We start from the raw sequence: 26,448 nt of genomic DNA, 5'->3' as shown, positions 1-26,448 counted from the left end.
CGTGACCTTTTTGAGCATTTGTGCAAATTGATTGAGGTCTTTTTCTGTTTTAATGCCCTTGGCGGCTTTTTTAGCAAAGGCTTCGAGTTCTTTTTGAGTCACCATAATGGCCTATCCTTATACATTGTTAACATTAAGAATAGGCGGTTACACAGAATCTTTTACAGTCTCCATTCGTGAAGGGTATAACCATACATTAAACATGGTCACCAACTGTAGGTGGCAAATAATGAAGCCAGCGCTAAACTCTACATAACTTCTATCGCATAAACGCCGTACTTTACTATACCCTGTTTATAGCCCGGAAAACTATGTATCAACTCAATAGCCTCCGCAACAGACACCAAAGTGGGTAGCGTGTTTTCCATTCCTTCCGTATTGAGCAGCTCTTTTACCGTCTGATAATGATCAACTCGAATAACACGGCGCTCTAAAGATTCACCCGTTTGCTCGTTAATGAGTCGTAAAGTATGTCCAGGTTTAATGACACTATAATCAAATGGTCGGACATCACTATTTGCCCGTACCTCAACAGACTTTGAGCCTTGTTTGATCCACTCAAAAGGCATATCCATCAAGCCAATCACATGAATATCACCTTCTGAGTATTCTATTTTGACCGGCTTGCCCTTAATTTCTATCATGAATCCTGATGGCATTGTATATACCTAACTAACAACTCTTGGTAAATATACCCTGCACAATGGCATATCCTAAAAACCATTTGTACAAGCTATAATTGCATTTATAGCTTAACAAACAAGAGTGAGTACGACAGCTCTTTCCTAGAAAATATCATTTTTAGTCTCCCCTGGAGTAAAGAAGTCTAATATTTCCTCACTTGTTAATGCGAGCTGTTCGCCTGCTTTATTATTATAAATACCATCCGCTAACGATTGTTTCCTTTCCTGCATCGCTAAGATTTTTTCTTCAACTGTTCCTGTACAAATTAATCGATAAACAAATACGGGTTTATCCTGCCCTATACGATAAGCACGGTCAGTAGCTTGCTGTTCAACCGCAGGGTTCCACCAAGGATCATAGTGGATCACCGTATCCGCTTGAGTTAAATTCAGGCCAACGCCACCTGCTTTTAAACTAATTAAAAACAATGGTACATCACCATTTTGGAACTTACTGATAACTTCTTCTCGCTTACGGGTTTGCCCTGTGAGTTTAGCATAGGGTATTTTCAACTCATTTACTTCTTTTTCGATAAGCGTCAACATACTGGTAAACTGAGAAAACAGTAAGATTTTTCTGTTCTCATCTAACAACTCTACCAACAGCTCTTTTAGTAAAGTTAACTTAGCAGATTGCTTTACTTTTTTTGCTTTGTCCAATTTAACGAGTCTTGGATCACAACAAGCTTGACGTAGCTTCATTAACGCATCAAGAATTTCTATTCGGCTCCGGTTTAAGCCTTTGGTTTTAAGCAAACTCCGAACTTTCTTTTCCATGCTGAGGCGAATACTCTCATAAAGTTTTTGCTGGCTAGCGCCTAACTCTACACTTCTTATCATTTCTGTCTTTTCAGGCAACTCATCAGCAACAGCGTCTTTTGTCCGCCGTAGAAGAAAAGGTCCAACCTGTTGTGACAATGCTTGATGTCGCTGCTGATGCCCCTCAATTTCAATAGGTTTACGAAATAAACGATTAAAACTACGCTCATTACCCAAAAAACCTGGCATTAAAAAGTCATACAAACTCCATAGTTCACCAAGGTGGTTTTCAAGTGGAGTGCCCGTCATACAGAGATGATGGTTCGCTTTAATCAACCTAACAGATACTGATATTTTTGATTTACTATTTTTTATATACTGAGCTTCATCTAATATAAGCATGTGATACTCATATTCAGCTAGTCGCTCAGCATCACGCTGAAAGGTACCATAACTGGTAATGATTAACTGGTTTTCTGACAGTTGCTCAAAATATTCATTCCGATCAGCCCCATACCAGACAAAGGTATTCAAGTTAGGGGTAAACTTAGCCGCTTCCTTTTGCCAGTTTCCTAGTACACTGGTTGGCACTACCACCAGAGCAGGTTGTTTTAATCGCCCCCGCTCTTTTTCTAACTGAATGTGTGACAATACTTGGATCGTTTTGCCAAGCCCCATGTCGTCCGCAAGCACACCACCAAACCTGTACTTTCTCAAAAACTGCAACCACTCAACTCCTTCTTGCTGATAGTCGCGCAGTGTTGCTTTCAAACCTCTTGGCGGTTTCAGTTTTTTTATTCCTTTAAAATTAGCCAATTCCTTGCCAAGGGATTTTATTGACTTATCACCTAACCACCTCACTTGCTGTAATGCTTCAGCAAGCGCTTCTAGTCTAACAGCATTTGCATTATTTACTTTTAATTTACCATCTTCAGATAACGTTGGACGATCATAAAGCTCTACCAAAATATCCAGGATTGAGTTAATGGTTTCGGCAGGCACTACAACCCACCCAATGCCATCACACGCTAAGCAAACTGGTTTTTCTGCACGTTTTATATTGTCTCCAGAGGCAGATAACCACTGGATAATAAGGGGTAATGCCGCAACTTTAGTACCATCAATATCAATATCTAAGGCAAAAGAAAACCAGTTAGCCCCCTCATCATGAGTTGTTATATCCCAGTTTTTCGCTGTTTTAAACTGTTCAGATATAGCCGTTTCGTCAAACTTCCACCCTTGCTCCTGCAACACTGGAAGTACTTCAGTTTTAAACTGATAATAATCACTTGGATTATGTGCAATATTAAAAAGCAGTTTTTCATCTTGCCTAAGAAAACCAGTATGATCATTTTCTTCTGGCGTATAGTGACATTCAACCAACTGCTTGACAGCCAACAGCTCTTGCTCAGGTTGCAGTCTCACCTGATATTCACCGCTCTTTTTAAATACAGTTTGCGGGTTTGCTCTTTGCCCTTTTGAATAGGGAAGCTCGTGCTCACCATAAACAAAAAACAGTTCACCCAAGTATTTTTGACCACTAACACTCTTGCTTACCAACAACTTGGGTATAGGTTGCTCATTAACCTCTGTTACTTTCCACTCCACTGGCAGTGGTATGTCATAACTGCCGAGCCCCGATCTAATAAGGCCTGCAACTTCAAACTGCTGATCAACATCCAATGCTGGCAACCTTTGCAGCATTAAGAGTACATCGTAATTTAATTGTGTATTAATGCGACCAAATTGTTTTGTTATTTTATTAAAGTAGCATACTGGCTGGGTTGGTAATACTACCCAATCATCATCACTAGCATCCGCTAAACTTAACTTTAATTGCTTTAAATTATCTTGTGCTTGCCAATTAAACTGGATATCAAGTAAGCGCCCTTCGGTTAATACATTATTAGGTTCAAACTCTCCAACATAAGCACGACCACTATTAGCTAAATGAGTAAGCAATTGGTAGGGGTTATGGGTTTCAGATAAGTTATTCGCATTGCCAATTAAGTTTTTAATAATCCCATCTGCATTTGACCATACATGGTTACCATACCACCCACGATAAACATCATGAAGTGCTGAAAACCCACCTTTTTTGTACTTTTTAGTAGAGTAACAGTCAATGCTCAGATCACCATTATTTAGCTGTAAAATATAAACCAAAAACTCCTTACCAGGAGTAGCTTCATATCTAGGTGATGCTGTGTGCTTTTCTTGTGCTATTACAGACTCAAATTGGTGTTGCCATGAGCTAAAACTCAATTGAGATTTAGGTGAGTTTTTTTCTGAGACACTACCTCGTTGTTCCAAATACTTTAATAAAGCAGCAGCGACATGTTTACAATTATAGTCAACGGGACATGAACAATAACCATCAATATCTACTTCACCATAGTATTGACTTACATGAATTTCCTGTGTATAGCGGTTTCGACCACTCACTACTGATCTGATAACATCGTCATCACTATCCCAATAGACTTTATCAACATGCCCATGTCGAAAATAATCCTTACCTCTTCTCACAAAAGTACTGGAAATGTTATCTTCTATATCTTGATATTTAAGAAAGTTCACATCTGATCCTGCTAAACTTTGTCAAACTCTGTCATGTTTAAAATTTAATTTGATATTAATGAGGAATCATTCTCACAGCAAAGCACAATTTATTTCACTGGTGTATAGCGATTAATTTTGGGCAACACTACAGTAAATATCACACCATGCTCTCCTTCTGCATTTTCTGCCATAATACGCCCCTGGAACCAGTCAACAATTAATTTGGCAATATGTAAACCAAACCCTAAGTGTTGTTTAGAAGAGGTTTCTTTGCGAACAGATACCAAAGAATCAAATAGCTGATCACGCATTGAATCTGGTAAAGATGAGCCTTGATTAAATACCGTTAAATAATAGTTTTCTTGTTCTTGTTTAAGTGCTATTCGAATTAATCCTTGAGCAGGGGTAAAATCAACTGCGTTATCCACCAGTTTATCCAACAACTGTACGATAAAGTCAGCTTCTCCCCATAGAGAATAAGACCCTGACTGTATATCTACCTGCAAGCAATGATTAGAGTAAACATCCTGATAGGCCAATACCATACCATTGACTACCTGATCAAGAGGAAAGCATTCTGGTTCTGCTTGCGCTAAGCTCTGCTCCACACGTTTTGCTTCACTCATTGCATCAATTAAATGCCGTAATCGGTCAGCACCATCTTTAGCTCTTAATACATAGTCTTTTGCCGTATTAGACAACGAGTTTTCCATTTCCAGATTTTCAAGAGAAGAACGCATCACGGCTAACGGAGTTCTTAACTCATGGGCTAATTTACTCGATAAACTTTGCAGATAATGCATATAGTCCCAAAGTCGCTGATGCAAAACTTTGAAACTCCGAGACAAATCGCCTATTTCATCTTTTCGTTTTGAGGCAGGAAATACCTGTGCCAGTTGCCCTTCCGCGGTCAACACTTGTTCGGCCAGGCGGCTTAAACGCCGAATACGACTGGATAATAGCACTGCAAAACCCACAAGCACTACCACAACAAGGATAATAACCCAAAATGTTACGCCTATCATTCCTAGCCAGGCTTTATCTGTAAGCGATACAATTTCATCAGAAGCATTTGCAACAAGCACAGCGCCAATAACCTGATCATCTTGTACTACTGGAGTACCTGCCACGACTTTATTGGTGTATTGCTTACTACCTTGAAACCACTGAGAGGCTAAACTGTCCTGTAAAACATGCTGCATAAATTCAGCGCTTACTCGACCTGACCGCAATGACCATTTCGGAAGAGATTCTGAAGAAGACAAAATCCAATGTAACAAAGTGCGCTGCCAATAAGGCACAACGATATGATGCCGCTCAATATCTTCAGCTAATGCCGTGTTTTTATTTTTAGGTTTGGCTGAGGCAAGCACCCAGCCTTGAGGGGTAACCAGCACTACTTGTTGTCCTAATGACGCAAAAGGAGATAACAAAGCTTTCAGGTGTGGTGTTGGTGTAACCAGCTGGTAAGGGATAGGTTCTGCTCCGGCCAATGCCGCTATAAGGCTATCTTCCCCAATGACAGGTTCATTAAAAAGCGCACCAACAGTTTGAACCTGATTTATAAAGTCATAGTCAACCATACCTGCTGCAACTCGATCACCCACCCGTTGATGTGCAATACGTAGCTCAATATTGATACCCTGAGCGGTCTCTTGCCACTGCCCCTGAATATCCGGTTCTGGAATAAGGATGACTTGTTTTTCTTCAACAATAATCTGTTCGGCAATCACCTTGCCAGGTGCAGGTGTACGTACTAAATAAGCTTGATGTTCTTGACCTTTTTGTACTCGAATTAACAGCGCATCAGAAGCAAATAAAGAACGCTGCATAGGAGTTTGGTAGATAACGCGATCATCTTGATAGGTAATGTGCAAATAGAGCGCCTGGTCACCTCCTGCACCTAAACGCATCGCCATTGACTCTTTCTTTAAGCTAAGAAAGTGATTAATTTGCTGATTAGAAAACGGCCAGTCTTCATGATAACCATCGATTACCAAAGGCATATTCAGTGAGTGAGCATACAGCACTTGCTCCCCTTCTACTTTTGGCCAGGTAACCCTGGTAAGGGTGCTTGCAATCGCATTAGCGGTTGCTTGCACTGCTTGCTCCTGTCCACTGCGCAGGGCAGTTTCCATTTCTTTAACATACTGGCAGCCAGCCCAAGGTAGCGCCAGGGTAATAAGACTAATAATAAATAACTGAATATGAAGACGCATATAGGCTGCTATTTTTGAGGATGCCAGCGATAGCCAAACCCATATACTGTTTCAATAGACTGAAAATTAGCATCTAGCTTAGAAAACTTTTTGCGAATACGTTTGATGTGGGAGGTAATGGTATTATCATCAAGCACAACGTTTGCAGCATCCATCAGTTGCTGGCGGTTTTTCACATGTCCTGGGTGTTTTGCCAACGCATAAACCAGCCAAAACTCTGTTAAGGTTAGTGGCACCAGCTGACCTTGCCAGTTTGCTGTCATCCGATCAAGGTCCATCACCAAGTCCCCACAGCATAATTGTTGGCCTTGATCTGCGGGTGCTTTTGATTGAAGTGCATCCACACGGCGAAATAACGCAACAATCCGCGCAACCATATGCTCTAAGCTGATGTCTTTTGTCAGATAATCATCAGCTCCCAAGCGCAAGCCAGAAATAGCATCCAACTCACTGTCTCTCGCGGTCAAAAAGATGATCGGCAACTGTGGTGCAATAGCCCGAAGCTCACGACAAAGATCAAAGCCCCCTTCAATCTCATCTTCCAAACCAACGTCAATAATTGCCAGCTCAGGAAGCTGCTGATTAAATGCTGCCATAGCTTCTCGGCGATTACTGTACATGCTGACATGATAACCATAACGTGTGAGTACCGCCCGATAGTTCTCACGAATGGCCGCTTCATCTTCCACAATGGCGATATAACGCTGCATTTAAGCCTCCACCAGAACAAACTGTCGCCAATTATGCGGCGCGATGACCATGATGACAACTATTACCACCATCAAGAATAAGCTATCAAGAACTACAATGAACTGTTTAAAGCTTAGCACGGAAGGAGTTAGCAGAAGTTTGCCAACAATGTTCACACGTTATACCCACTGATAAAGGTACAAAAGACGACTGATCATGGCATATGAGTTAGAAATTACCCATCTAATTCAGCCGAAAAACCCTGATAGAGATCAATATACGTATATTGACGACTAATACAATGAACAAATCCGCAATACATTCATCATTGCAGAAGGGATTCATCATGGAAATTGATTTAATATCGCTTGTCAAAACTCAGGGGTTTGAACACTTCGCAGATAAGTTTGGTACCGAAAGCCAGTGTCATGAGCTCTTATTTCAGCTCCGCTGGCCCGATGGATTTCGTTGCCCTAGCTGTGGTTGTGCCAAGCATTGCACCCTTAAAACCCGTCCACTCTACCAATGCAACCATTGTCACCGGCAGCAGTCACTTATCAGTGGCACAATATTCCAAGGCACTAAGCTTCCTCTTAAAGACTGGTTCAAAGCAGCCTATTTTCTTGCCCATCAAAAGAAACTATCTGCTTTATCATTAATGCATGAACTTAAAGTGTCTTACGACACCGCCCGTAGAGTAAAACGCAAACTTATAAAACAACACCAATTAACAACAGAAAAAGCCAAAACAGCACACCGTGTTAACCACTTACCTATTATCACTACACCTTTGTGATTTTTACCATGAGTACTCAGTGTGAGTTAGAACGCTCTTGCTCACACGAGTTGATTTATTAATAAATATATTTTTTTCAGCTTTCACTTCTTGAGTTCAATTTTTTATTTTTGACGAATCTAAATAATTTTTAATTTAAAAATATTTCTCTAACGTTTACTAGATACAAATACTTCTCTACTGAATAGTCGTTTATAAAAAAGCACGTAAATAATATATTGTGCCAAAGCAATGCATAACTTAATTTGTGCGCCCCGCAGTGGAAGACCATCTTTGCTCTCTGCTACTTACAGGACTCCCAACACCTATTTCATTAAAAAATAAAAGCCCTGCCGGTCCTCTTTTTGCTATACACAATGACCATTACATGGGCATATGTGGTATTTCCTTGTGATAAAAAGCAAATAGCAGGCAAAGGCTGGGTAACGTCCATCAAACTGTTTGCCGCAAGGACACGGTAAACAAGTCTCCAGGGATGGATTTACAGCGAGTTTGACTGGCGATTTGCAGGCTTTTGACAAAGATGCTTCAGAAGATGGCTTTTGTTAAGGACGCTGCTTGTAAAGATAGTTATATGTCTCCTGCTAGCACGACACATCAATCTCTGACTAATTAGGCTTGTTACGCCCTTCACATAAAAAACAAAGAATATTCACATAATTTGGGATCATTTTACCTACTTGCCTGTCTTATTTTAAAGCCTGTTATGCATATTCAGTAAACCTTGTATTACAGTTCTTATAGCCCTTGTAGATATACTGTTATAGCCGCATTAAGCTGCTCATGAGATTTTCTGAATAAAGTGAAATGTTCTTTGGCAAAGACCCAGGTTCTTGCTAAGGTATTCGCCCATATTAAATGACCCAGTCAGTTCGATTTTGCATCGAGGAGTATCATCATCCATGAGGTGGCTTAAGGTTATCACCCCTATTGGTTTGTTAGCATTGGCGGCTGTCGCTACTTGGCAGTTAAGTAACATGAAACCTGAACCCGCCAAATCCGAAAAACCTGCAACACCTCTTGTTGTAGAGACAAAGCCTTTTGTTGAAGAAACCGTTCAGTTTCATGTTAGCAGCCAGGGCACCATCAATCCTCGTACAGAAACGACACTGATTTCACAAGTAGCAGGTACTGTACTTGAAATTTCCCCTACCTTTGTCAGTGGTGGCACCTTCAAAAAGGGCGATATATTACTTCGCATTGATCCCATTGACTATAAAGTAGCTGTCGAACAAGCCAAAGCTCAGCTTGCACAAGCCGAAGCGAAGCTGATGGAAGAACAAGGCAAAGCAGAAGCAGCTCGTACTGACTGGACCCAACGTGGGCGGTCATTAAAGCAAGCTAATGATCTAGTATTACGCAAGCCCTATGTGCAAGAAGCGAAAGCCGCAGTTCATGCTGCAAAAGCAGACTTGCACAAAGCACAGCAATACCTCTCCCGTACAGAAATTCGCGCGCCTTATGATGGCATGACGAAGGCACGACAAGTTGATGTGGGCCAGTATGTAACCACGGGTGCACAGCTAGGAGACACCTTTGCAACCGATTATGCAGAAATTCGCTTACCCATTAAACGCAGTGACATGCCTTATCTCGACTTGCCTCAATATGGACAAAGTGAGTTTCAGGGGCCAAAAGTCATACTCACCTCAATCCACAACCCAGATCATGAGTGGCAAGCTGTAATTACCCGCCAAGAAGCTGTAGTCGACACCAAAACACGTATGCACTATTTGGTCGCACGTATCAAAGACCCTTACTCACTTTCTGCTACAGCAAAACAAGAGAGTCAGCAGGTACCTTTACCTATTGGCTCATTTGTTAAAGCCACAATTACCGGGGTTGCTGCTGAAAATGTCATTAAAATTCCACGCCATCTACTGATCAACCGTCAGCAAGTACTCGTGATTGATCAAGACGACACATTGCGTATACGTCCTGTAAAACTGATTCGAGAGCAGCGTGCAAGTGCTTTTATTAAGAATAACTTTAGTGAGGGTGACAGATTGTGCCTTACCTCTATTCCTAACCCTATTCCAGGTCTGCAAGTCAGCATCACTGACTCCGAACAGCAATCGACCGTTGCCATAAAATCAACACAAACTTCAGCCAATAAAGAAACTTCATCAAACCTAACACCTTCTAGCGAAGGCTAAGTAAATGAAGACAGCGATAGGCTACATGAAATACTGGACGCGCAAGGATCAACTCCATGTGGTTTATGTGCGTAAGCACAAGGTTTATATGCTAGAGAAGGTTTTAGGCGAATAAGTATGCAAACGACCAAATCATCATCAGGAGTCATTGCCTGGTTCGCCGCTAATCCTGTTGCGGCTAATTTGCTTATGATGTTCTTACTTGCTGTAGGTATATCTTCAGCAATTAATATCAAAAAACAGATGTTTCCTGATTTTACCCTTGATAATGTTGTTGTTTCTATCAGTTATCCTGGTGCTTCCCCAACAGAAGTATCACAAAGCGTCACGCTCAGAGTAGAGTCAGCCATTCGGACTATCGCGGGCATAAAAAAAGTTGAGTCCTTTGCTATAGAAGGCTACACCAACATCACACTGGAAGTAGCCAATGGCTACAACGTCGACGATATTATGGATGAGGTGAGAACCGCTGTTGATGGCATTACCTCTTTTCCAGATGCCGTAGAAAAACCCCATATCAAGAAAAGTGAACGCAAAACCCGAGTAATTTATGCATCACTCTATGGCGATGTTGACTATGTAACATTACATCGGGTCGGCGAAGAGGTGCGTGATGAAGTACAAGCCTTACCCGAAGTCAGCAAAGCAGAACTTTATGGTATTCGTGAAGCTGAAATTGCCATTGAAGTTTCTGAGCAGGATTTACAAGCGTATAACCTGACCTTTGACGAAATAGCCAATGCACTCAAGCGTAGCTCAATTGATATTGCCAGTGGCGTTATCAAAGCAGATAGTGGACGTATTCAGCTACGTGCAGAAGGCCAAGCCAAAACCATTGCAGACTTTTCCCAGCTTGTGATACGTGCCAATCAAGATGGTACCCAATTATTGCTGGGCGATATTGCAAAAATAACGGATGGTTTTGCCAATACAGGCGATTTCTCTCGTTTTAATCAAAAATTATCTGTTGGTTTATATGTTGAAGCCGCAGGTGATAATGAAATAGCCACAGCAGATGCAGTAAAAAAATACATTGCTGATAAACAAGCACAATTACCAACATCCTTACAAATTTCTTATTGGGGAGACATTTCTTTTTATCTTAAAGGCCGGCTCAACATGATGCTCGAAAATATGGGCATTGGTGCATTACTGGTTTTTATCGTATTAAGTCTTTTTTTAAGAATCCGAGTTGCTTTCTGGGTTGTGTTAGGTATTCCTATCAGTTTTCTAGGCGCGCTATGGTTAATGCCTCATGGTCCTTTTCCGGTATTTATTAATGTCGTTAGCCTTTTTGCCTTTATTTTAGTACTTGGCATTATTGTTGATGATGCCATTATTATTGGTGAGAGCGCCTACACCCATATTGTGAAATATGGTCACAGCCATCAAAGTGTGATCTCCGGTGTTAAACGGGTAGTGGTACCCGCAACCTTTGGTGTACTGACAACCATGGCAGCATTCGGGCCTATTCTGAATGTGGGGGGAAATGCTGCCCCCTTCTTCGAATCCATTGCGATGGTCGTTATTTTATGTCTGTTGTTTTCACTGGTTGAGTCAAAGCTCATTTTGCCAGCTCACCTTGTCAGCATGAAATATGAGCCTAACAAGAAAACCTGGCTCACCAAATTACAAGACCGTTTTGATGCAAAATTACAGTCTTTGATTCAGGGCGTTTATCAACCTTTATTAGCTCGCTCCTATAAACAGCGTTACACGACAATTGCTATTTTTATTAGCCTGCTGATGCTAACAATAGGTATTCTGCAAAGCGGTATTGTACGCTTTGTGTTCTTTCCTAATGTGCCCTCCGACTTTATTCAAGTTAACCTGACAATGAATGATGGCACCTCCGACACCAGCCGTAATAGTACGCTCAAACTTATCGAACAAAAAATTGCCGATATTAATGAAGACTATAAAAAGCAATATGCTGAAGATGATGGTTTCCTAAAACACCTGCTCACCTTTACCACTGATGAAACCGGTGGAGAGCTGGTTGTCGAACTCACTAAATCTGAGCTGCGACAGTGGGATGCCAATACCATCAGTGACCATTGGCGGAAAGCGGTAGGAACCTTGCCTGGCGTTAAAAAACTTAGCTTTGATTCCAGCACTAATGCCGGTGGTGGTGCGCCTATTTTCTTTCAATTTTCCAGCCGAGATCAGGATGCACTTATTCAGGCCGTGGCTGAATTTAAAAAACAGCTCACGACCTATGACGGCGTTTTTGATATAGAAAGCAGTTACAGTGCACCTCGCCCTGATTTTGTATTATCTCTGATGCCAGAAGCGATTGCTTATCAACTTCGACTAGCAGATATTGGTAACCAGTTGCGACAAGGTGTTCATGGTGATGAAATTCAGACCTTCCAACGTGGTACCAGCGAAGTAAAGGTCATGCTCCGCTACCCTAAAGATGAGCGATCAGACCTAGGCGACTTAGCTAATTTTAAAGTGCGGGTAGATGGTGAAAATACCATGCCACTCAACCAGGCTGTTACTTGGCGACAAGAGCCTGCGCCCAGTGAAATACGTCGGATTAATAGTACAAACGTAGTTACTATCAGTGCAGACATCGACCCTGGCAAAGTTGAACCACAAGAAGTCATCAGTGATTTAGAGGATAATTTTATCCCTTCACTCAAGCGTCAATTTCCATCACTTAAGACAGATTTGGAAGGTGCCAGCTTAGAGCAACAAAAAACAATTCAACGCATGATTCAAGCGGCTATATTTGGGCTATTGTTAATTTATGCTTTGATAGCCATTCCCTTAAAGTCCTACAGTCAGCCTTTAATTATCATGGCGATTATTCCATTTGGTTTAATTGGCGCTGTAGCAGGTCACTGGATGTTTGATATATCCATCAGCATGATGTCAATTTATGGACTCATCGCCCTTGCAGGTGTATTGGTTAATGACAGTTTAATTCTGGTGGATTTTATTAATAAAGCCGTGAAAGAAGGAGGTAAAAGTGTCAGCGAAGCGATTCAGACCTCAGGCAAAGAACGCTTTCGTGCCATTCTACTTACCTCCCTGACAACCTTTTTAGGGTTGGCACCTATTATTATGGAGAAAAGTTTACAGGCCAAAATTGTGATTCCTATGGCTGTCGCACTTGGCTTTGGTATTCTTTTCGCCACAGTAATCACCTTGTTTTTGATACCATCACTGTATGGCGTTGTAGAAGATATAAGCCAATTAAAGAAAAAAGCTCGAGCTTATTTCACAAAGAAACAAACTGCTTAGAAAAAATCTCCCTCTTTGGTGACACTTACTAAAGAGGGAGGTTTCTTCTATAAAATGTATAAGGCACCCAGGAAAAAAGCGTTATGCCAACAATATCAGCCGTTAAGTCAACTAGATCAAATGTCCTTTTAGGAAAGTAAAGCTGGCTTATTTCTTCCAGTAACGCAAAGCTGAAAACAACCACCGCACCTAACAGTAAAGACCTTCCTCCCAGTTTTATAGATTTGTAGTTAAGCGCACTATTTAACAACCAGGTTAAAATTCCATATAAAAATACATGACCTAATTTATCACCATAAGGTACACCAGCCATCATTTTCATAAAAATGATTTGCTCGCCGCTATCAGCACTTACAATTATCCAACAAATAAAACAAAAAAATGCAATAACTGGAAAATATCTTAACATTAAGCTCATTACCTTCATGATTACAAATAGATTCAATACTGCATATTATTTAGAGAAATAGCGAAAGAAAGTGCAACTAATTTAGTACAAAATGCCAAGTCCATCATTTATGCCACATTTCGCCATAATTGCTCCCAAAATCATCACATTCCACCAATAACAATGGCCTTTTTCTCTTGTTAAATAAGCCTTAACGAGGAAGGAGCATTCATAATGAAAGATGATTTCGCAGCACTTAACCAGTACTTAGGGTGGCTAGCCATTAGCTTGTGGCTATTTTGCTTTTTAAGCCTATTAACATTTACAACCGCTAAAGCCAGTACGTCAAATGACTACTATGAAGTCTACCAGAGTCCAGAAGAAGTTACCTCAGGCAGCTTGCTCCTTAAAAAGGAGGCATCATATACTAATGCACTACGCCTAGATAACCATGTAGACATTGATGTGAATGGTATCATTGCTGCTGTTACTGTCACTCAGCGCTTTAAAAACAGTAGTTCTGAATGGGCTGAAGGTATTTATGCATTTCCTTTACCTGAAAATGCTGCAGTTTATGCCATGGAAATGACGATTGGTGATCGAACGATTAAGGGTTTAATTAAGCGTAAGGACGAGGCAAAACATATTTACACAACAGCTAAAGCCTCAGGCCAACAAGCATCTTTATTATCTCAGCACCGGCCCAATTTATTCACCACACAAGTTGCCAATATCGCTCCTGAAGAAACCATAGAAGTCAAAATTTCCTATATGCAGTCAGTACCATACGTTAACAATCAGTATCAGTTACGATTTCCCATGACGATCACCCCAAGATACCAAGGTGCCCAAACTGCTCAAACAAATTCAAACTCTCAGCCTGCCCCACAATCATCACCACTTCCCCCGTTACCACAACATGCAGCACATCAAGTACCATTAAAAGTAAACTTAAGTATTAAAATCAATGCTGGGTTACCATTAACTCATTTGGCCAGTCCAACCCATAAGCTCAAAATTAATAAAAATGATCACCAATATACAGTCCAACTTAAAAATGATGCCGTTATTTTTGACCGTGACTTAGAGCTTATCTGGCAACCACAAACAGAACTGCAACCTCAGGCCACTTTTTTTACTGAAAATATCATGGGTGAAACCTATGGTCTTTTAATGGTTATCCCGCCCAAAATACAAGACAGTAAAAAGCCATTGAGTAAAGAGCAAATTTTTATCATCGATACATCAGGCTCAATGGCCGGTAATTCTATGATCCAAGCAAAAGCCGCATTACAATTTGCATTACGACAATTAAACCCTAATGACCGGTTTAATATTATTGCATTTGACTCAACAACCAGAACACTTTTTGAACACTCACAGCGGGTATCCATGTTAAGTTTGGCCGATGCAATTAAGTTTATCGATGACTTGACAGCCGATGGAGGAACAGAAATTTTACCCGCATTACAAACTGCTGTAGCACTGCCACTTACTGACACAGAGCTCAGTCAGATCATTTTTATGACAGATGGTAGTGTTGGTAATGAAATAGAAATACTTCAATATATTAACCAAAATCTGGCACCTCGCCGTTTATTCACCATAGGCATTGGCTCAGCGCCAAATAGTTACTTTATGAGTAAATCCGCAGAGTTTGGTCGAGGCACATTTACTTATATTCCTAATATTAGTACCGTTGAACAACGTATCACGCATTTATTTCATCAAATTCAAAATCCTATCGCTTCAGGCATAACAGTGACCTGGCCAGATGGTCTTCAGCAAACGGTTGCTGATTTATACCAAGGGCAGCCTTTAATTATCACAAGAAAACTGGACTCGCTTAAATCTCCCCTGAAAATTAAGGCAAAAATGGGTAAACAAGCTTGGCAGCAAGTCATACCTGAAGCACAGCTACATCAACCAGCAAATGGCATTGGTAAGTTATGGGCAAGGCAGCAAATTGAAGCGCTTCAAGATGAGTACATTCAAACAAATAACAATGCGCTACCAGAGCAAATTACTCAAATTGCACTCACCCATCAGCTTGCTTCCCGTTATACCAGCTTTGTCGCTGTCGCAGAGGAGATTGTCAAACCAGCAAATAAACCAAGCCAATCAGCAGTTATTCCTAATGCATTACCGCAGGGAAATGCTTATCAAACGACTGGATTTCCTCAAACAGCAACAGCTGCACCTTGTCACCAATTAATGGCTTTGATCACTGCCTTACTTGGCGTACTGTGTTTAAGCTGGAATACCTTGAGGAAACGTTATGAAATATAAATGTTTCAAGTGGTTAGGTGCCGCGCTACTGTTAATCTCAGGCTGGCATGCACTGCATGCTGGCTATATCATAGGGAAGGCGACACTTGCTCAGTATCTTCTTGAACAAGCCTGGCAAAACAGCAAGCAAGGTGAACAAGTAAAAAAACCTTGGCAGTGGGCAGACTCATGGCCTATAGCACGACTTCGTTTACCTCATCAACCACCCATGATCGTATTATCTGGCGCCACAGGACGAGCATTGGCATTTGCCCCAGGACATCTTTCCGCTTCAGCTTTACCTGGAAATCCTGGTACTGTGGTGATTAGTGGCCATCGTGATACTCACTTTAGTCATTTGGCTGAGCTAACAACAGGTGACGTATTAACCCTTGAAGCTCGCCAGCAAAAAATTCATTATCAAGTCATAAAAACGAAAATTGCTGATACCCGTACCGAAAAATTAGTGCTTAATAATAGCTTTAATCAACTTATTTTAGTAACCTGCTATCCCTTTGATGCTTTAGAGACTGGTGGACCTTATCGCTATATAGTGCAAGCAATACAGAAAAAAACAAAACAACAACTAAAAACATTAACAAACGCACAGCACTTTACCATTTAATCTCTATACTGCATTACATAAGGCAAGGCCGGCAATTAAATTTTCTTTTGCAGCTTGACGACCCATGAAAACAACAACGCTTTACCGCCCAATTGGTCCAGAACAACTGGCACATCTGAAGCAACGGGACTTTGCTGCTTTTCCGGGTGAGGAGATGCAACAAAAGTTCTTCTACCCATTGCTTCATGAATCATTCGCTCGCAGACTAGCTCTCGAGTGGTATCTTCCACAATTTGGTGCTGCCCATATTGTCAGCTTTGATATTAATTCTCATTATCTTGAGCAGTTTGAAGTGAAGCGTATTGGTGGTCCCGAGCACACGGAATACAGAATTCCGGTGACACAGATTGATCGTTTAAATAAACAACTACTAGGTAAGATTCAGCTATTGTCCTCTTACCAAACAGGTGCACTCAATAGTGCAGGCCAGGTGATCACCCCCGTTCGCTCGAACTTTTTTCACCTTGCTGGTCAGTTAAGTAATAGTTCACTGAGCTGTCTAGCCTAGACCTATCAATACTCCAGTGCTTGGACACAAAAGCCGTTAGGCTTTGATGGCTAAGCACTTCTCTTCCTCCTACCTGCTCTCTTTTGTCTCATAGAATGTTAAGAGCATTCAACGCCAGTATTTAGCTATATACTTAGTTTTACAGAGGTGATAGAAGTAGTCAGCGGGTCAATAAAAGACATGCACTTGCTATAAGGGTCACACATAAGTCATTTTTAAGCGTACCCTTACTCTTGATGACCCATAAAGACTACACAAAAATCGTGTCCAGACTTTGCAATTTCCTCCACTGAGGTAAACTAAGCACATCATACAATGCAATGGAAAGGTGAATTTTGTTAAAACGCATCAAACATATTCTAAAAAAACGCACAGACACTGCTCAAGAAAGCACAACTCATCACGCTAGTACGACTACACCAAGTAAAACCAGCCCAAATCAAACAGGTGATCATAAAAAAGCAGCTCGTAATCAGCAAAAGACAACCCGTCAACATCAAAACAAACGTAAGCCTGACCATCGAGCACCTAACACGAGACGTCAAACCAATTGGGACATAAGCCAATTTGTCGTTCACCCTGAGCCAGGTAAGACTCGTTTCCACGACTTTAACTTACCCTCACCACTTATGCATGCCATTCAAGACCAGGGCTTTCAGTATTGTACGCCCATTCAGGCAGAAGTTTTGGGAATCACCCTTGAAGGCTGCGATGCGATTGGTAAAGCACAAACTGGTACAGGTAAAACTGCAGCATTTTTAATCTCAACCATTAAGCAGTTGTTAGAAGTACCACCACCGGAGCCGCGCTATACCGGTGAACCTCGTGCACTTGTATTAGCACCAACCCGCGAACTAGCACTGCAAATCTGTAAAGATGCTGAAGCTCTAACCAAATACACCCCATTGAATGTGATTAACTTGGTTGGGGGTATGGACTATGAGAAGCAGCTTCGTCAGCTCAATACTGATTACTGTGATATCGTTGTTGCAACACCAGGGCGTTTACTGGATTTCTTGCAGCGCAGAGATATCTTTCTTGATCTTATTGAAATCCTGATAATAGACGAAGCTGATCGTATGCTTGACATGGGCTTTATCCCTCAAGTACGTCGCATTGTTAGAGCAACGCCTCGCTGTGGTGATCGTCAGACGCTGTTATTTAGCGCTACCTTTACTCAAGATATTTTAAACCTGTCAGAACAATGGACTTATAAGCCTACAAAGGTGGAAATTGAACCTGAAACAGTAGCAACGAATACTGTTGAACAAAAACTTTACTTAGTTACAGAGCAAGATAAATTCACTGTTTTATGCAATATTCTCCAGGAGCAAGGAGAGTGTCGCACTATTGTATTTGCGAATAGAAGAGACGAAACTCGCCACATAGCAGACAAGCTTAAACATCAAGATTTTAAAGCTGCACTATTATCAGGAGAAGTACATCAGCAGAAGCGTATTAAAACGCTGGAAAACTTCAAAAGTGGTGTGATTACAGTAATGGTCGCCACTGATGTTGCTGGACGAGGAATACATATCGACGATGTAAATCTAGTCATTAATTATGCACTACCAGAAGATCCTGAAGATTATGTGCACCGCATAGGGCGAACAGGTCGAGCAGGTAAAAAGGGTATGGCCATTAGTTTTGCAGGTGAAAACGACGCCTTTGCCCTTCCCGCCATTGAAGCACTTTTAGGCAAAAAGTTAGACTACCAACAGCCACCTGAAAATGTTTTCAAACCGCTAGATATTCCACCTCAAAAGATGCAACGACGTCCTCCTCGTAAGCATCATAAAAAATATCAACGATAAAACCAAACTGCTAACGACTGTAAAAAAAATTTACTTACATCTACAGTTGTTAGCCCTCACTGTTGATAAATATACCCAAAAAATGATACGTGAAGGGTATACCTCTCAAAAAGCCACTCTTTTTAAAATTTTCAATATGTCAGTTTAGTTACATATTCTGTGTATTACCGCTAACTTCAGAACTGTCCTTTGGTTAATTGCAAGTTACTAGCACCACAGGCTAAAGTGAAACACAACTTATGCCTTATCGTAATCACTTTTTTTCTGTTTTCACATTAATTTAATTTTTCCTTCACCTTGTCAGCAACTCATTCTTAGTTAATATTTATAGTAGGGACTGAAATTAACAATCAGTTTATCCTTGCTATTGTTAATAACCTAAATAACTATGAATCACTGAATAATGGAGGAAAACAAACCGAAAACGAAGGGTATATCCAATACGAAATATATGCATCAAACAAGGTATAAACTGGTAGAACGGATTGTTACTTTTATCACTAGCCCTAACAAGGTAACCATCACTATGGACAACCTGATTCAAGCAAGACCCGATTTGTCTCTGCCCATCAACTATGTCCTCGACACCAATGTTTTAATCCATGACCCTAACGCATTATTTAACTTCGATGAACACCGTGTAATAATTCCAATGACCGTTCTGGAGGAACTGGACAAACTTAAAACGGGTAAACACACAATTGCAGCAGACTGCCGTCAGGCTATTCGAGCAATTGACACGATTCTAGGTTCAGCATCACCCCAGGAAATCGAACAAGGGGTTCCTATACAACGAAGTGACCGAAGCCCACCCAATGGCTCGCTCACCATCCTCATGCCGCAACAGGCCAATAACATTTCTTACTTGCCCAATCACATCAACGATAACACCATCATTAATACCCTCTGCCAAATGCAACAAGACCGGCCTGGTGAGCGCATCGTCTTGGTCACCAAAGACATCAATATGCGTCTTAAGGCAAGAGGTTGTGGCATTGACTCTGAGGATTATCATAATGACCAACTGGTATCTGATATCGCACAGCTTAGTAAAGGCTATTATGAAATTGCAGGAAGCTTCTGGGATAACATAGCAGAGGTAGAAACAGTTCAATTAGAGGGGAAAACCGTTCATTACCTGCCCCGTGAAGGTATTCTACAAGATGTATACCCCAACATGTTTATTCTTGATTCTCAAGGCATCGTTGGTCGTATTACTGAGGTCACATATGACCAGGTAATTCTTTTACACCTTCATTACAATCAACTCATAGAGCAAGAAGCCTGGGGACTAAAACCACTGGATATCTACCAGGCAATGGCCCTCAACTTACTGCTTGATCCTGATGTACACCTAGTAAACCTTACAGGTGCAGCCGGCTCAGGAAAAACCATACTCGCGTTAGCCGCAGCAATAGAGATGACAGTGGTAACCAAACGCTTTCGTCGTATAATCGCCACACGAAGTGTTCAGGGGCTAGATGAGGATATTGGATTTTTACCTGGCACTGAAGAGGAAAAGATGGAGCCATGGCTGGGGGCCATTACTGACAACTTGGAAGCACTACACTGTGATGATGAATGTACTACAGGTAGCGTTGATTATATTATGGAAAAGGTCCCTCTTCACTTTAAATCACTCAACTATATCCGCGGTAGAAGCTTCCAGCAAAGTCTGATCATTATCGATGAATCACAGAACCTGACACCCCACCAAATTAAAACCATCATTACCCGAGCAGGCAACGCCAGTAAGGTAATTTGTTTAGGCAACTTAGCTCAGATTGATACACCCTACCTGTCGGCCACCAGCTCAGGTTTAACCTATTTAACCGAACGCTTTAAAGGGTTTAAACATGGGGGAAATATCCAGCTAAAAGCAGTACCACGTTCACTCTTAGCTGAGTTTGCTGAGGCTAATTTATAATTCGTCTTAGCAAAAACTGATTTTTTCGATTTCATTTATTCTTTTCATTTCCCGCTCTCAATGAGCGGGGAATGCGCTAATTCTTTTTTACTAATTTAAACGCCTTGTACACAAGCTAATTTCCATTCTTGGCTTGCGGAACTCGCTTCGCTCAAACAGTCCTTGCCAAAATGAAAACCCGCTTGTTTTACCTATGACTATTCAATATGAGGAGTGATCGTATTTATTATTTAGTCCATGGTTTACAATTTACGGCTAAGTTTACCGCAGCGCCACCTCCTGCCGCTCCTCCTGCCGCTCCTCCTGCCGCTCCTCCTGCCGCTCCTCCTGCTGCTCCTCCTGCTGCTCCTCCTGCTGCTGGAATATTATCAATTCCTTCATACCAACAACGCTCACCATTTGATTTAAGTTGTAAAAAACCATCGGATTCCTGGGTGGTTCCATTTTCTGGCGAAGCTGTTAGACTGTATGAATTATTGTCTGCCGTCCTGATCCGCAAAGTATAATATCTTTGGTTACCTTCAAGTGGTGACTTATTAGGAAAAAAATTGTTATCAGGCATGCCGGTATTCCCTCCTCCAGCGGCTAATTCTGTATAAGTAAAGTTTTTTGAATAATATTGTTCCATTTTCTGGGCAAACTGCATGAGCGCACTTTGTGCTTCAACACGACGACTTTTCTTTACATATTCATTATAAGAAGGTATAGCAACAGCCGCTAAAATAGCGACTATTGCAACAACAATCATTAATTCAATTAATGTAAAACCAGTACTGCTTCTTACTAGCATTTTCTAATCTCAACAAATTAATTAGTATTAAACTGACGCCAACTTTTACGACCATCGCCACCATAGGGATCACTCTCTTTAATAGACAGTAATTTTCCATCTGCACTATTAACTACTTTTGTGGTTGAACCATCTTTATTAACCAAAATAGCTGGGTTCGAAGTCCGATGGGTCTCTGAAAGTTTTACGCCACTAATTTGGATATACTTAAGATAGTTATCTCCTTCGTTAAAGTAGCCATCATTATTTAAATCAAAAGCAGGTTGATCATTAACCCAACTACCATCTTCATAGTTTAATTCCATCAGCATACTGGTAGTTCCAGAGCTACAAGCAGACTCGCCAGGTTGTAGTGTGTTAAAAATAACACGATCTCCTAAAATGGTTGCATGACTGATTACTCTTTCCCCCTGATTCTCAGTATTTTTACCAGGTACTAGCTTAACATTTTTGTCTTTATCAACACTGGCTTCACCCTTTGTATTCACTAAATCGATATACCACCCTTCGTATGCTTTTGCTTTATCAGCATCAGGCGTATCGTCCTCTAACCATTTATTAATTTTATTATTAGACGTTATTCTAACAGGATAGTCAGTATGAATTTCCACATCATCTTTCGTTTTTACAAAAGTATGACTTTTTATATCAGTAATAATATGTTGCTGTAATAAAGTAGATCGATCAGTGGATATACGCTTACTCTTTTTATTAGGGTTAAAACGTAATCCATAAAAGGTTTGTGTTGGTTGCTTGACAGGACCTTTGTCGGAAACCTCTAAATATTTTCCAGTACCAAAGAATACTAATAAATCATTCTTTTTCATGGAGCTTGGCCTTCTTACCACCCGAGGGCGAACAGTAATTGACTGAGGTTCAACTTTCTCAACATCTCCAACTGTCTCTTTCCTACCAGGAGGCGTTTGAAAAAATAGTTTACCTTCTTTCCAATTATTTTTACTTTGATCTGTTAAGTCAAAAAACCACATATTTCCATGTAAATCACCTGCAAAGACGTAGTCAGTAATAAAGTCGTTATCATAATCAACAGGCGTTGGACTAGATAAGCCATTTTTGAAGTTTCTGATAAAGTTACGACTTTCAAGGCTAGATCCTTCTACACCCAGCTTTTTAATCAATTCTCCTGTTTTAATATTAACAATAAATAAATATGCCTTACCATTCACACTATTATAGCCATTGCCAAACACTGCAGCCCAGGTTCCATCGTGCAGTCTAATAATATTGGCATCCCCGATAGTATACCCAAGATCTACATCCCCTCGACGAGAGTCATCAGCCATACTGTCAGTCTGACTGGTAAACTCCCAAAGTACTGTTTTCTTTGCATAACTATCATCTTCAATAATTTTAGTAGGATTAGTAATATCAAGTGCAAAGATACCCTTGCCGCCTGCTCCAAGCGTGCTTACTAACACACTATGCCAATTATTGTCATAATAAACATCCTTTACTGAAATCTGACCATCCACATAGTACCTATGATTTCCCGTTTTCGGATTTATATAATCCTTATCCGCTAAATAATGCAAATTTTTATATACTGGTGTGGGAACATAAGCCAATAACTCTTTACCTCCGTTAACAGAATCATCTGCTTGTATGATATGCAACATACCGTCATTTGCACCAAATGCGAGCATTTTAGTTCTTTTCTTATGGCTTGTGGAAAAACTGACATATGAAGTACTTCCACTATTCTCAGGATTTTCTTTAGTGGGATAAAGCTTATCCTTCCAAAATGAAGGGTAAACTCCTTTAGGTTTATCAATATACACTGGGTTAGAGTTAACAATATCACCTAAAAGCTTACTATTTCTATCTCTAAAGCCATCAACCTTATTACCACGAATATAATTAATTAGCTTTCTCACCCAAGCATCTTTATCAACCGATTTAATTTCACTACCTGGAATTTCACTTAGTAGCCTATTGACTATCTTATCTTCATTTAAAAAGAATAGACCTTTATCACCAATAATAGCATCTGGATCATAAGTTAGTATTTTTCTTCCAACCAGGTTAATTTTTTTTGCAGCTTCCCACTCAGGTTCTTTTTTTATCTTCCCATCATTGTCGAACTTAAACGCATTTATTTCACCTGTCCAATCTTTAGAATCATAAAGGCCTTGAAAAATTAATGTATTAGTAGATACATATCCTGAATTTACCGCAGCAGTACTTGATGCACCTTCAATTTTAGTAATATTATCTAATGCATTTTCCAGTTTATCTTTTAGTTCACCTGGATTAGTTACAAGTAGGTAATTTTCATCACTTTTTTTAGGATTACCATAACGTGCAGCTAGTTTAAGCGGTGTCTCAAGTTGACCTACAGATGTAGCATTAGGTTTAACTGTAAAAATACGCTTAGCTTCTAATGGCAAGTCCGTACTATGGCATCTATCATAATTTTTATAATTGTTGAACTCTCTCCTATTTGCTCCTTCAGGAGGTAACTTATCTCTCCACTGTTTATTATTTGTACAACCATATCCAATTGCATTATTTACTTTTTCTTCTTTATACCCACCTTTACCATCAGCCCACTTAATGGGTGGAGTATTATAAGTATAGTTATTCAGACTAAATACCTCACCGCCATGAGTAGTACTTGGTCCTCGACGAGATGTATCAAAGTCTCTAACTTCTAAATAAATACCATCATTTTCGGTACCGCTAATTATGTAGCCAATATGCTGATTAGCTCCACCACTAGCATACTGCGAACGTAAAGTAATTGTTAATTTATTACCTGCCAATTTATATTCATATTGAACAATTGCATCCATATCGTGGTCATTGCCTTGCTCAATATCTTCAAAGTTAATTCTAAACTTTCCACTTTTTCTATCAGCTGAAATTTCCTCAACATAAAAGTCAACAATTTGGTTTGTGGGTTTAAAACTACCAAATGTACCAAAAACTGTTTTTGCAAAAGGTACTATTTGTACTAAACCATTACCTGTTGGTATCTCTATTTTAGGCAATGGAGATGCTAGACCCACAGCATAAGTATGCATTTTTTTTCCATAAGCTTTCTTACTACCACCTTGTAACCACTCACCCGATGTAATTTCATGTAAACTTCCATAGTAAGAAACAGCTGCTGAGTAAAAGCTTCCTTGTCTAGTGGGGTCTTCAGGTGCAAGTCCAGTTGCGGTAGATAATGAGTTTATTACTTTGGCCGACGGAGCACCATCAAAATTATTTTCTGCTTCACCAATATAATATTTTTGACCTATTTTAAATAATGACTTTTTATCATCAAAAGTATTTTCAAAGTTTGAAACGCGATTAAGATAATCCTTACCGTTAAACCCTTTTAAATCATTTTTTCCAGATAGCGCATTTTTCTCGAATTCTGAACCAGGAATACCATCTGCGTCATAAGACGGATTAATATCACTTAAAACTAATTGAACAGGTACTGAGCAACGCTCAAACTCTCCTCCTTCCTGATCTTTGTATAAAGGAGGCCAAATAGTTTTTTCACCCTCTTTTATTGTATCACGAGGCAACCCAACCATATCATCAATTATATTATTGGTATTATAGTTAGGAGAAGGCTCTCTGGCTCCAGAGAAGTAACGCAATGATTCATACATAATTTCCGCGATTGGATTTCCCCAATCAGAACAATAGCCATCTATTAAAGCTTTTTTTTCTAATTTATTTTTCTTCAAGCTTGTATTACTAAAATCACTTTCTCTACATAATAGATTACCAGAATTCCTTGTGTAATCATGTGCACCACCAAACCCAATCACTTTAAAATTATCAATTGTATAAACAATTCCCTTCTTATAGTCTTTATCAATATTTTTTTTAAAACGCCCCCCACTAACAATTTCTTTACTAAAATTTTCCATAGCTTGTCTTAAAATACCGCCACTTGTATTTTGATCATAAGAACCAGTCATTAATCCAAAATACATATCTCCTTTTTCACCTTTCTCGTGCAATAAACCAACTGGTTTAAAAGAGTTACTTCCATCATCATTTGTATACTGTTTACAGTTTGACTCTTTCTGCGAGTAATCATCAGTACATGTAACTACTCTAACCGCAAAGTCATAAACATGATTTTTCACTAAGCTACTTAAATCTACAGAATCACTTTTAGTTAGTTTATAGTCTTTTTTCTCATTCCTTTTTGTTATTTTTTCTTTATCTACCCACTCACCTGCTACTGGTCTTTCTTTTGAAACCCAGTTCCAAATTCTACTTGGACTATTGGGTGCAACTCGTAACAGAGGCATACTGATTGAATAGTTTACTAAAAGTGAATTTCTTACCTTTCCTCTTCCAGAAAGCAATGTAGTACTTGCAAATAAATGCCTACCTTCTATCGGCTTTTTTAATGGAGAAACAAGTTCAATATCATACTTATTTTCATTTATGCTTTTATATTCTTTACCCCAGCTATGGGCATCTTGTGGAAGATAACTTCGTTCTAACACCGTTATATTTTTGCCATCAACTGCTCTATAGCCTCCATATAGCACCTTTCGAACAGCATCCATTCGTGATGTTGTTAAATAGTTGAGAAAGTCACCACTCCATTGATTTGCACCACCACACGTAAACTGGTGATGAATTTCATGAGATGTTTTTTCTTCTGTTTCTCCAACAGGTACAAAAAGTTCACTTTGTCCAGAGTCTCTCTTTTTATATTCATAACATAATTTTGAGCTAAAATACCCGTAATAACCTATTTGTTTCTTTTCACCATTTTCTATAATTAAGTTTGGATTATAACTTGTATCAAGAGCACCATCATTATTTAAATCACTTGCATCATTATAAGCTTCATAGTAAAGCTTATGATCTCGCCCCATCACCATCATTACCATAGGAGGTTGAGATTTTGCAAGATCGAATGGCTGACTTGCTATGCTTAAGTCTTCAGCACTGGTGAATCCACTAGATGCACACATCCCTATTAACAAAGGGCTAATTAATTTAACGTTATTCATTATTTACCCAA

General features: G+C 40.0%; 15 protein-coding genes. 8 read left to right on the top strand and 7 right to left on the bottom strand.

Features of this window, described 5'->3' with window-relative positions:
- Positions 1 to 248: 248 nt before the first annotated feature.
- The 4 genes from F607_RS0104485 to pdsR all read right to left on the bottom strand — a co-directional run bounded on the left by F607_RS0104485 (position 249) and on the right by pdsR (position 6,933).
- Positions 249 to 659, bottom strand: coding sequence for an ASCH domain-containing protein (locus F607_RS0104485; protein WP_027707106.1), 411 nt, complete (start codon positions 657 to 659; stop codon positions 249 to 251).
- A gap of 126 nt (positions 660 to 785) precedes the next feature.
- Entirely contained in the window at positions 786 to 4,022 is a 3,237-nt protein-coding gene (locus F607_RS0104480; RefSeq protein WP_051310892.1) for a DEAD/DEAH box helicase, read from the bottom strand.
- Positions 4,023 to 4,111: 89 nt separating this feature from the next.
- The gene (locus F607_RS0104475) at positions 4,112 to 6,223 is read right to left on the bottom strand and encodes an ATP-binding protein (protein ID WP_027707104.1); all 2,112 of its coding nucleotides are present in this window, start codon (positions 6,221 to 6,223) and stop codon (positions 4,112 to 4,114) included.
- An 8-nt stretch (positions 6,224 to 6,231) separates the two neighbouring features.
- Complete coding sequence (gene pdsR, locus F607_RS0104470) at positions 6,232 to 6,933, bottom strand: proteobacterial dedicated sortase system response regulator (RefSeq protein WP_027707103.1); 702 nt, start codon at positions 6,931 to 6,933, stop codon at positions 6,232 to 6,234.
- A 326-nt stretch (positions 6,934 to 7,259) separates the two neighbouring features.
- Between pdsR and F607_RS28155 the strand changes: the two genes are divergently transcribed.
- From F607_RS28155 to F607_RS28145, 3 genes are all read left to right on the top strand, one after another.
- A complete protein-coding gene (locus F607_RS28155; protein WP_051310889.1) occupies positions 7,260 to 7,709 on the top strand; it encodes a transposase in 450 nt (149 codons plus the stop codon).
- A gap of 902 nt (positions 7,710 to 8,611) precedes the next feature.
- Positions 8,612 to 9,865 carry an efflux RND transporter periplasmic adaptor subunit gene (locus tag F607_RS28150; protein ID WP_051310887.1) on the top strand — a complete coding sequence of 418 codons (1,254 nt, stop codon included), beginning with the start codon at positions 8,612 to 8,614 and terminating at the stop codon, positions 9,863 to 9,865.
- A 117-nt stretch (positions 9,866 to 9,982) separates the two neighbouring features.
- On the top strand, positions 9,983 to 13,117 hold the full coding sequence (locus F607_RS28145) for an efflux RND transporter permease subunit (RefSeq protein WP_038290014.1): 3,135 nt from the start codon (positions 9,983 to 9,985) through the stop codon (positions 13,115 to 13,117).
- 28 nt (positions 13,118 to 13,145) lie between these two features.
- On the opposite strand, the gene F607_RS28140 is transcribed toward F607_RS28145, so the two are convergent.
- Positions 13,146 to 13,526, bottom strand: a complete 381-nt coding sequence (locus F607_RS28140) for a VanZ family protein (RefSeq protein ID WP_038290010.1) — start codon at positions 13,524 to 13,526, stop codon at positions 13,146 to 13,148.
- Positions 13,527 to 13,739: 213 nt separating this feature from the next.
- On the opposite strand from F607_RS28140, the gene F607_RS28135 reads away from it, so the two are divergent.
- The 5 genes from F607_RS28135 (at position 13,740) to F607_RS0104420 (ending at position 20,647) form a co-directional block, all read left to right on the top strand.
- The gene (locus F607_RS28135; protein ID WP_051310885.1) at positions 13,740 to 15,794 is read left to right on the top strand and encodes a marine proteobacterial sortase target protein; all 2,055 of its coding nucleotides are present in this window, start codon (positions 13,740 to 13,742) and stop codon (positions 15,792 to 15,794) included.
- Entirely contained in the window at positions 15,784 to 16,398 is a 615-nt protein-coding gene (locus F607_RS0104435) for a class GN sortase (RefSeq protein ID WP_027707102.1), read from the top strand. Before F607_RS28135 ends, F607_RS0104435 begins: the two co-directional genes overlap by 11 nt.
- Positions 16,399 to 16,462: 64 nt before the next feature.
- Entirely contained in the window at positions 16,463 to 16,906 is a 444-nt protein-coding gene (locus F607_RS0104430) for a hypothetical protein (protein ID WP_027707101.1), read from the top strand.
- 335 nt (positions 16,907 to 17,241) lie between these two features.
- On the top strand, positions 17,242 to 18,720 hold the full coding sequence (rhlB, locus tag F607_RS28130) for an ATP-dependent RNA helicase RhlB (RefSeq protein WP_084611099.1): 1,479 nt from the start codon (positions 17,242 to 17,244) through the stop codon (positions 18,718 to 18,720).
- A gap of 526 nt (positions 18,721 to 19,246) precedes the next feature.
- The gene (locus F607_RS0104420) at positions 19,247 to 20,647 is read left to right on the top strand and encodes a PhoH family protein (protein ID WP_027707100.1); all 1,401 of its coding nucleotides are present in this window, start codon (positions 19,247 to 19,249) and stop codon (positions 20,645 to 20,647) included.
- A gap of 226 nt (positions 20,648 to 20,873) precedes the next feature.
- On the opposite strand, the gene F607_RS28125 is transcribed toward F607_RS0104420, so the two are convergent.
- Both F607_RS28125 and F607_RS0104410 read right to left on the bottom strand, forming a co-directional pair.
- The gene (locus F607_RS28125; RefSeq protein WP_084611098.1) at positions 20,874 to 21,437 is read right to left on the bottom strand and encodes a type IV pilin protein; all 564 of its coding nucleotides are present in this window, start codon (positions 21,435 to 21,437) and stop codon (positions 20,874 to 20,876) included.
- 17 nt (positions 21,438 to 21,454) lie between these two features.
- Complete coding sequence (locus F607_RS0104410) at positions 21,455 to 26,437, bottom strand: pilus assembly protein (RefSeq protein WP_027707099.1); 4,983 nt, start codon at positions 26,435 to 26,437, stop codon at positions 21,455 to 21,457.
- Positions 26,438 to 26,448: the final 11 nt, after the last annotated feature.

It is taken from the genome of Zooshikella ganghwensis DSM 15267 (genome assembly GCF_000428585.1).
Classification (GTDB): domain Bacteria; phylum Pseudomonadota; class Gammaproteobacteria; order Pseudomonadales; family Zooshikellaceae; genus Zooshikella; species Zooshikella ganghwensis.
This window is presented reverse-complemented; position numbering and strand designations above follow the sequence as displayed.

Excerpts from the sequence above, each read along its gene's own strand:
- F607_RS0104485 (WP_027707106.1), bottom strand. The coding sequence starts at position 659 with ATGCCATCAGGATTCATGATAGAAATTAAGGGCAAGCCGGTCAAAATA.
- F607_RS0104475 (WP_027707104.1), bottom strand. The coding sequence starts at position 6,223 with ATGCGTCTTCATATTCAGTTATTTATTATTAGTCTTATTACCCTGGCG.
- pdsR (WP_027707103.1), bottom strand. The coding sequence starts at position 6,933 with ATGCAGCGTTATATCGCCATTGTGGAAGATGAAGCGGCCATTCGTGAG.
- F607_RS28155 (WP_051310889.1), top strand. The coding sequence starts at position 7,260 with ATGGAAATTGATTTAATATCGCTTGTCAAAACTCAGGGGTTTGAACAC.
- F607_RS28150 (WP_051310887.1), top strand. The coding sequence starts at position 8,612 with ATGAGGTGGCTTAAGGTTATCACCCCTATTGGTTTGTTAGCATTGGCG.
- F607_RS28145 (WP_038290014.1), top strand. The coding sequence starts at position 9,983 with ATGCAAACGACCAAATCATCATCAGGAGTCATTGCCTGGTTCGCCGCT.
- F607_RS28140 (WP_038290010.1), bottom strand. The coding sequence starts at position 13,526 with ATGTTAAGATATTTTCCAGTTATTGCATTTTTTTGTTTTATTTGTTGG.
- F607_RS28135 (WP_051310885.1), top strand. The coding sequence starts at position 13,740 with ATGAAAGATGATTTCGCAGCACTTAACCAGTACTTAGGGTGGCTAGCC.
- F607_RS0104435 (WP_027707102.1), top strand. The coding sequence starts at position 15,784 with ATGAAATATAAATGTTTCAAGTGGTTAGGTGCCGCGCTACTGTTAATC.
- F607_RS0104430 (WP_027707101.1), top strand. The coding sequence starts at position 16,463 with ATGAAAACAACAACGCTTTACCGCCCAATTGGTCCAGAACAACTGGCA.
- F607_RS0104420 (WP_027707100.1), top strand. The coding sequence starts at position 19,247 with ATGGACAACCTGATTCAAGCAAGACCCGATTTGTCTCTGCCCATCAAC.
- F607_RS28125 (WP_084611098.1), bottom strand. The coding sequence starts at position 21,437 with ATGCTAGTAAGAAGCAGTACTGGTTTTACATTAATTGAATTAATGATT.
- F607_RS0104410 (WP_027707099.1), bottom strand. The coding sequence starts at position 26,437 with ATGAATAACGTTAAATTAATTAGCCCTTTGTTAATAGGGATGTGTGCA.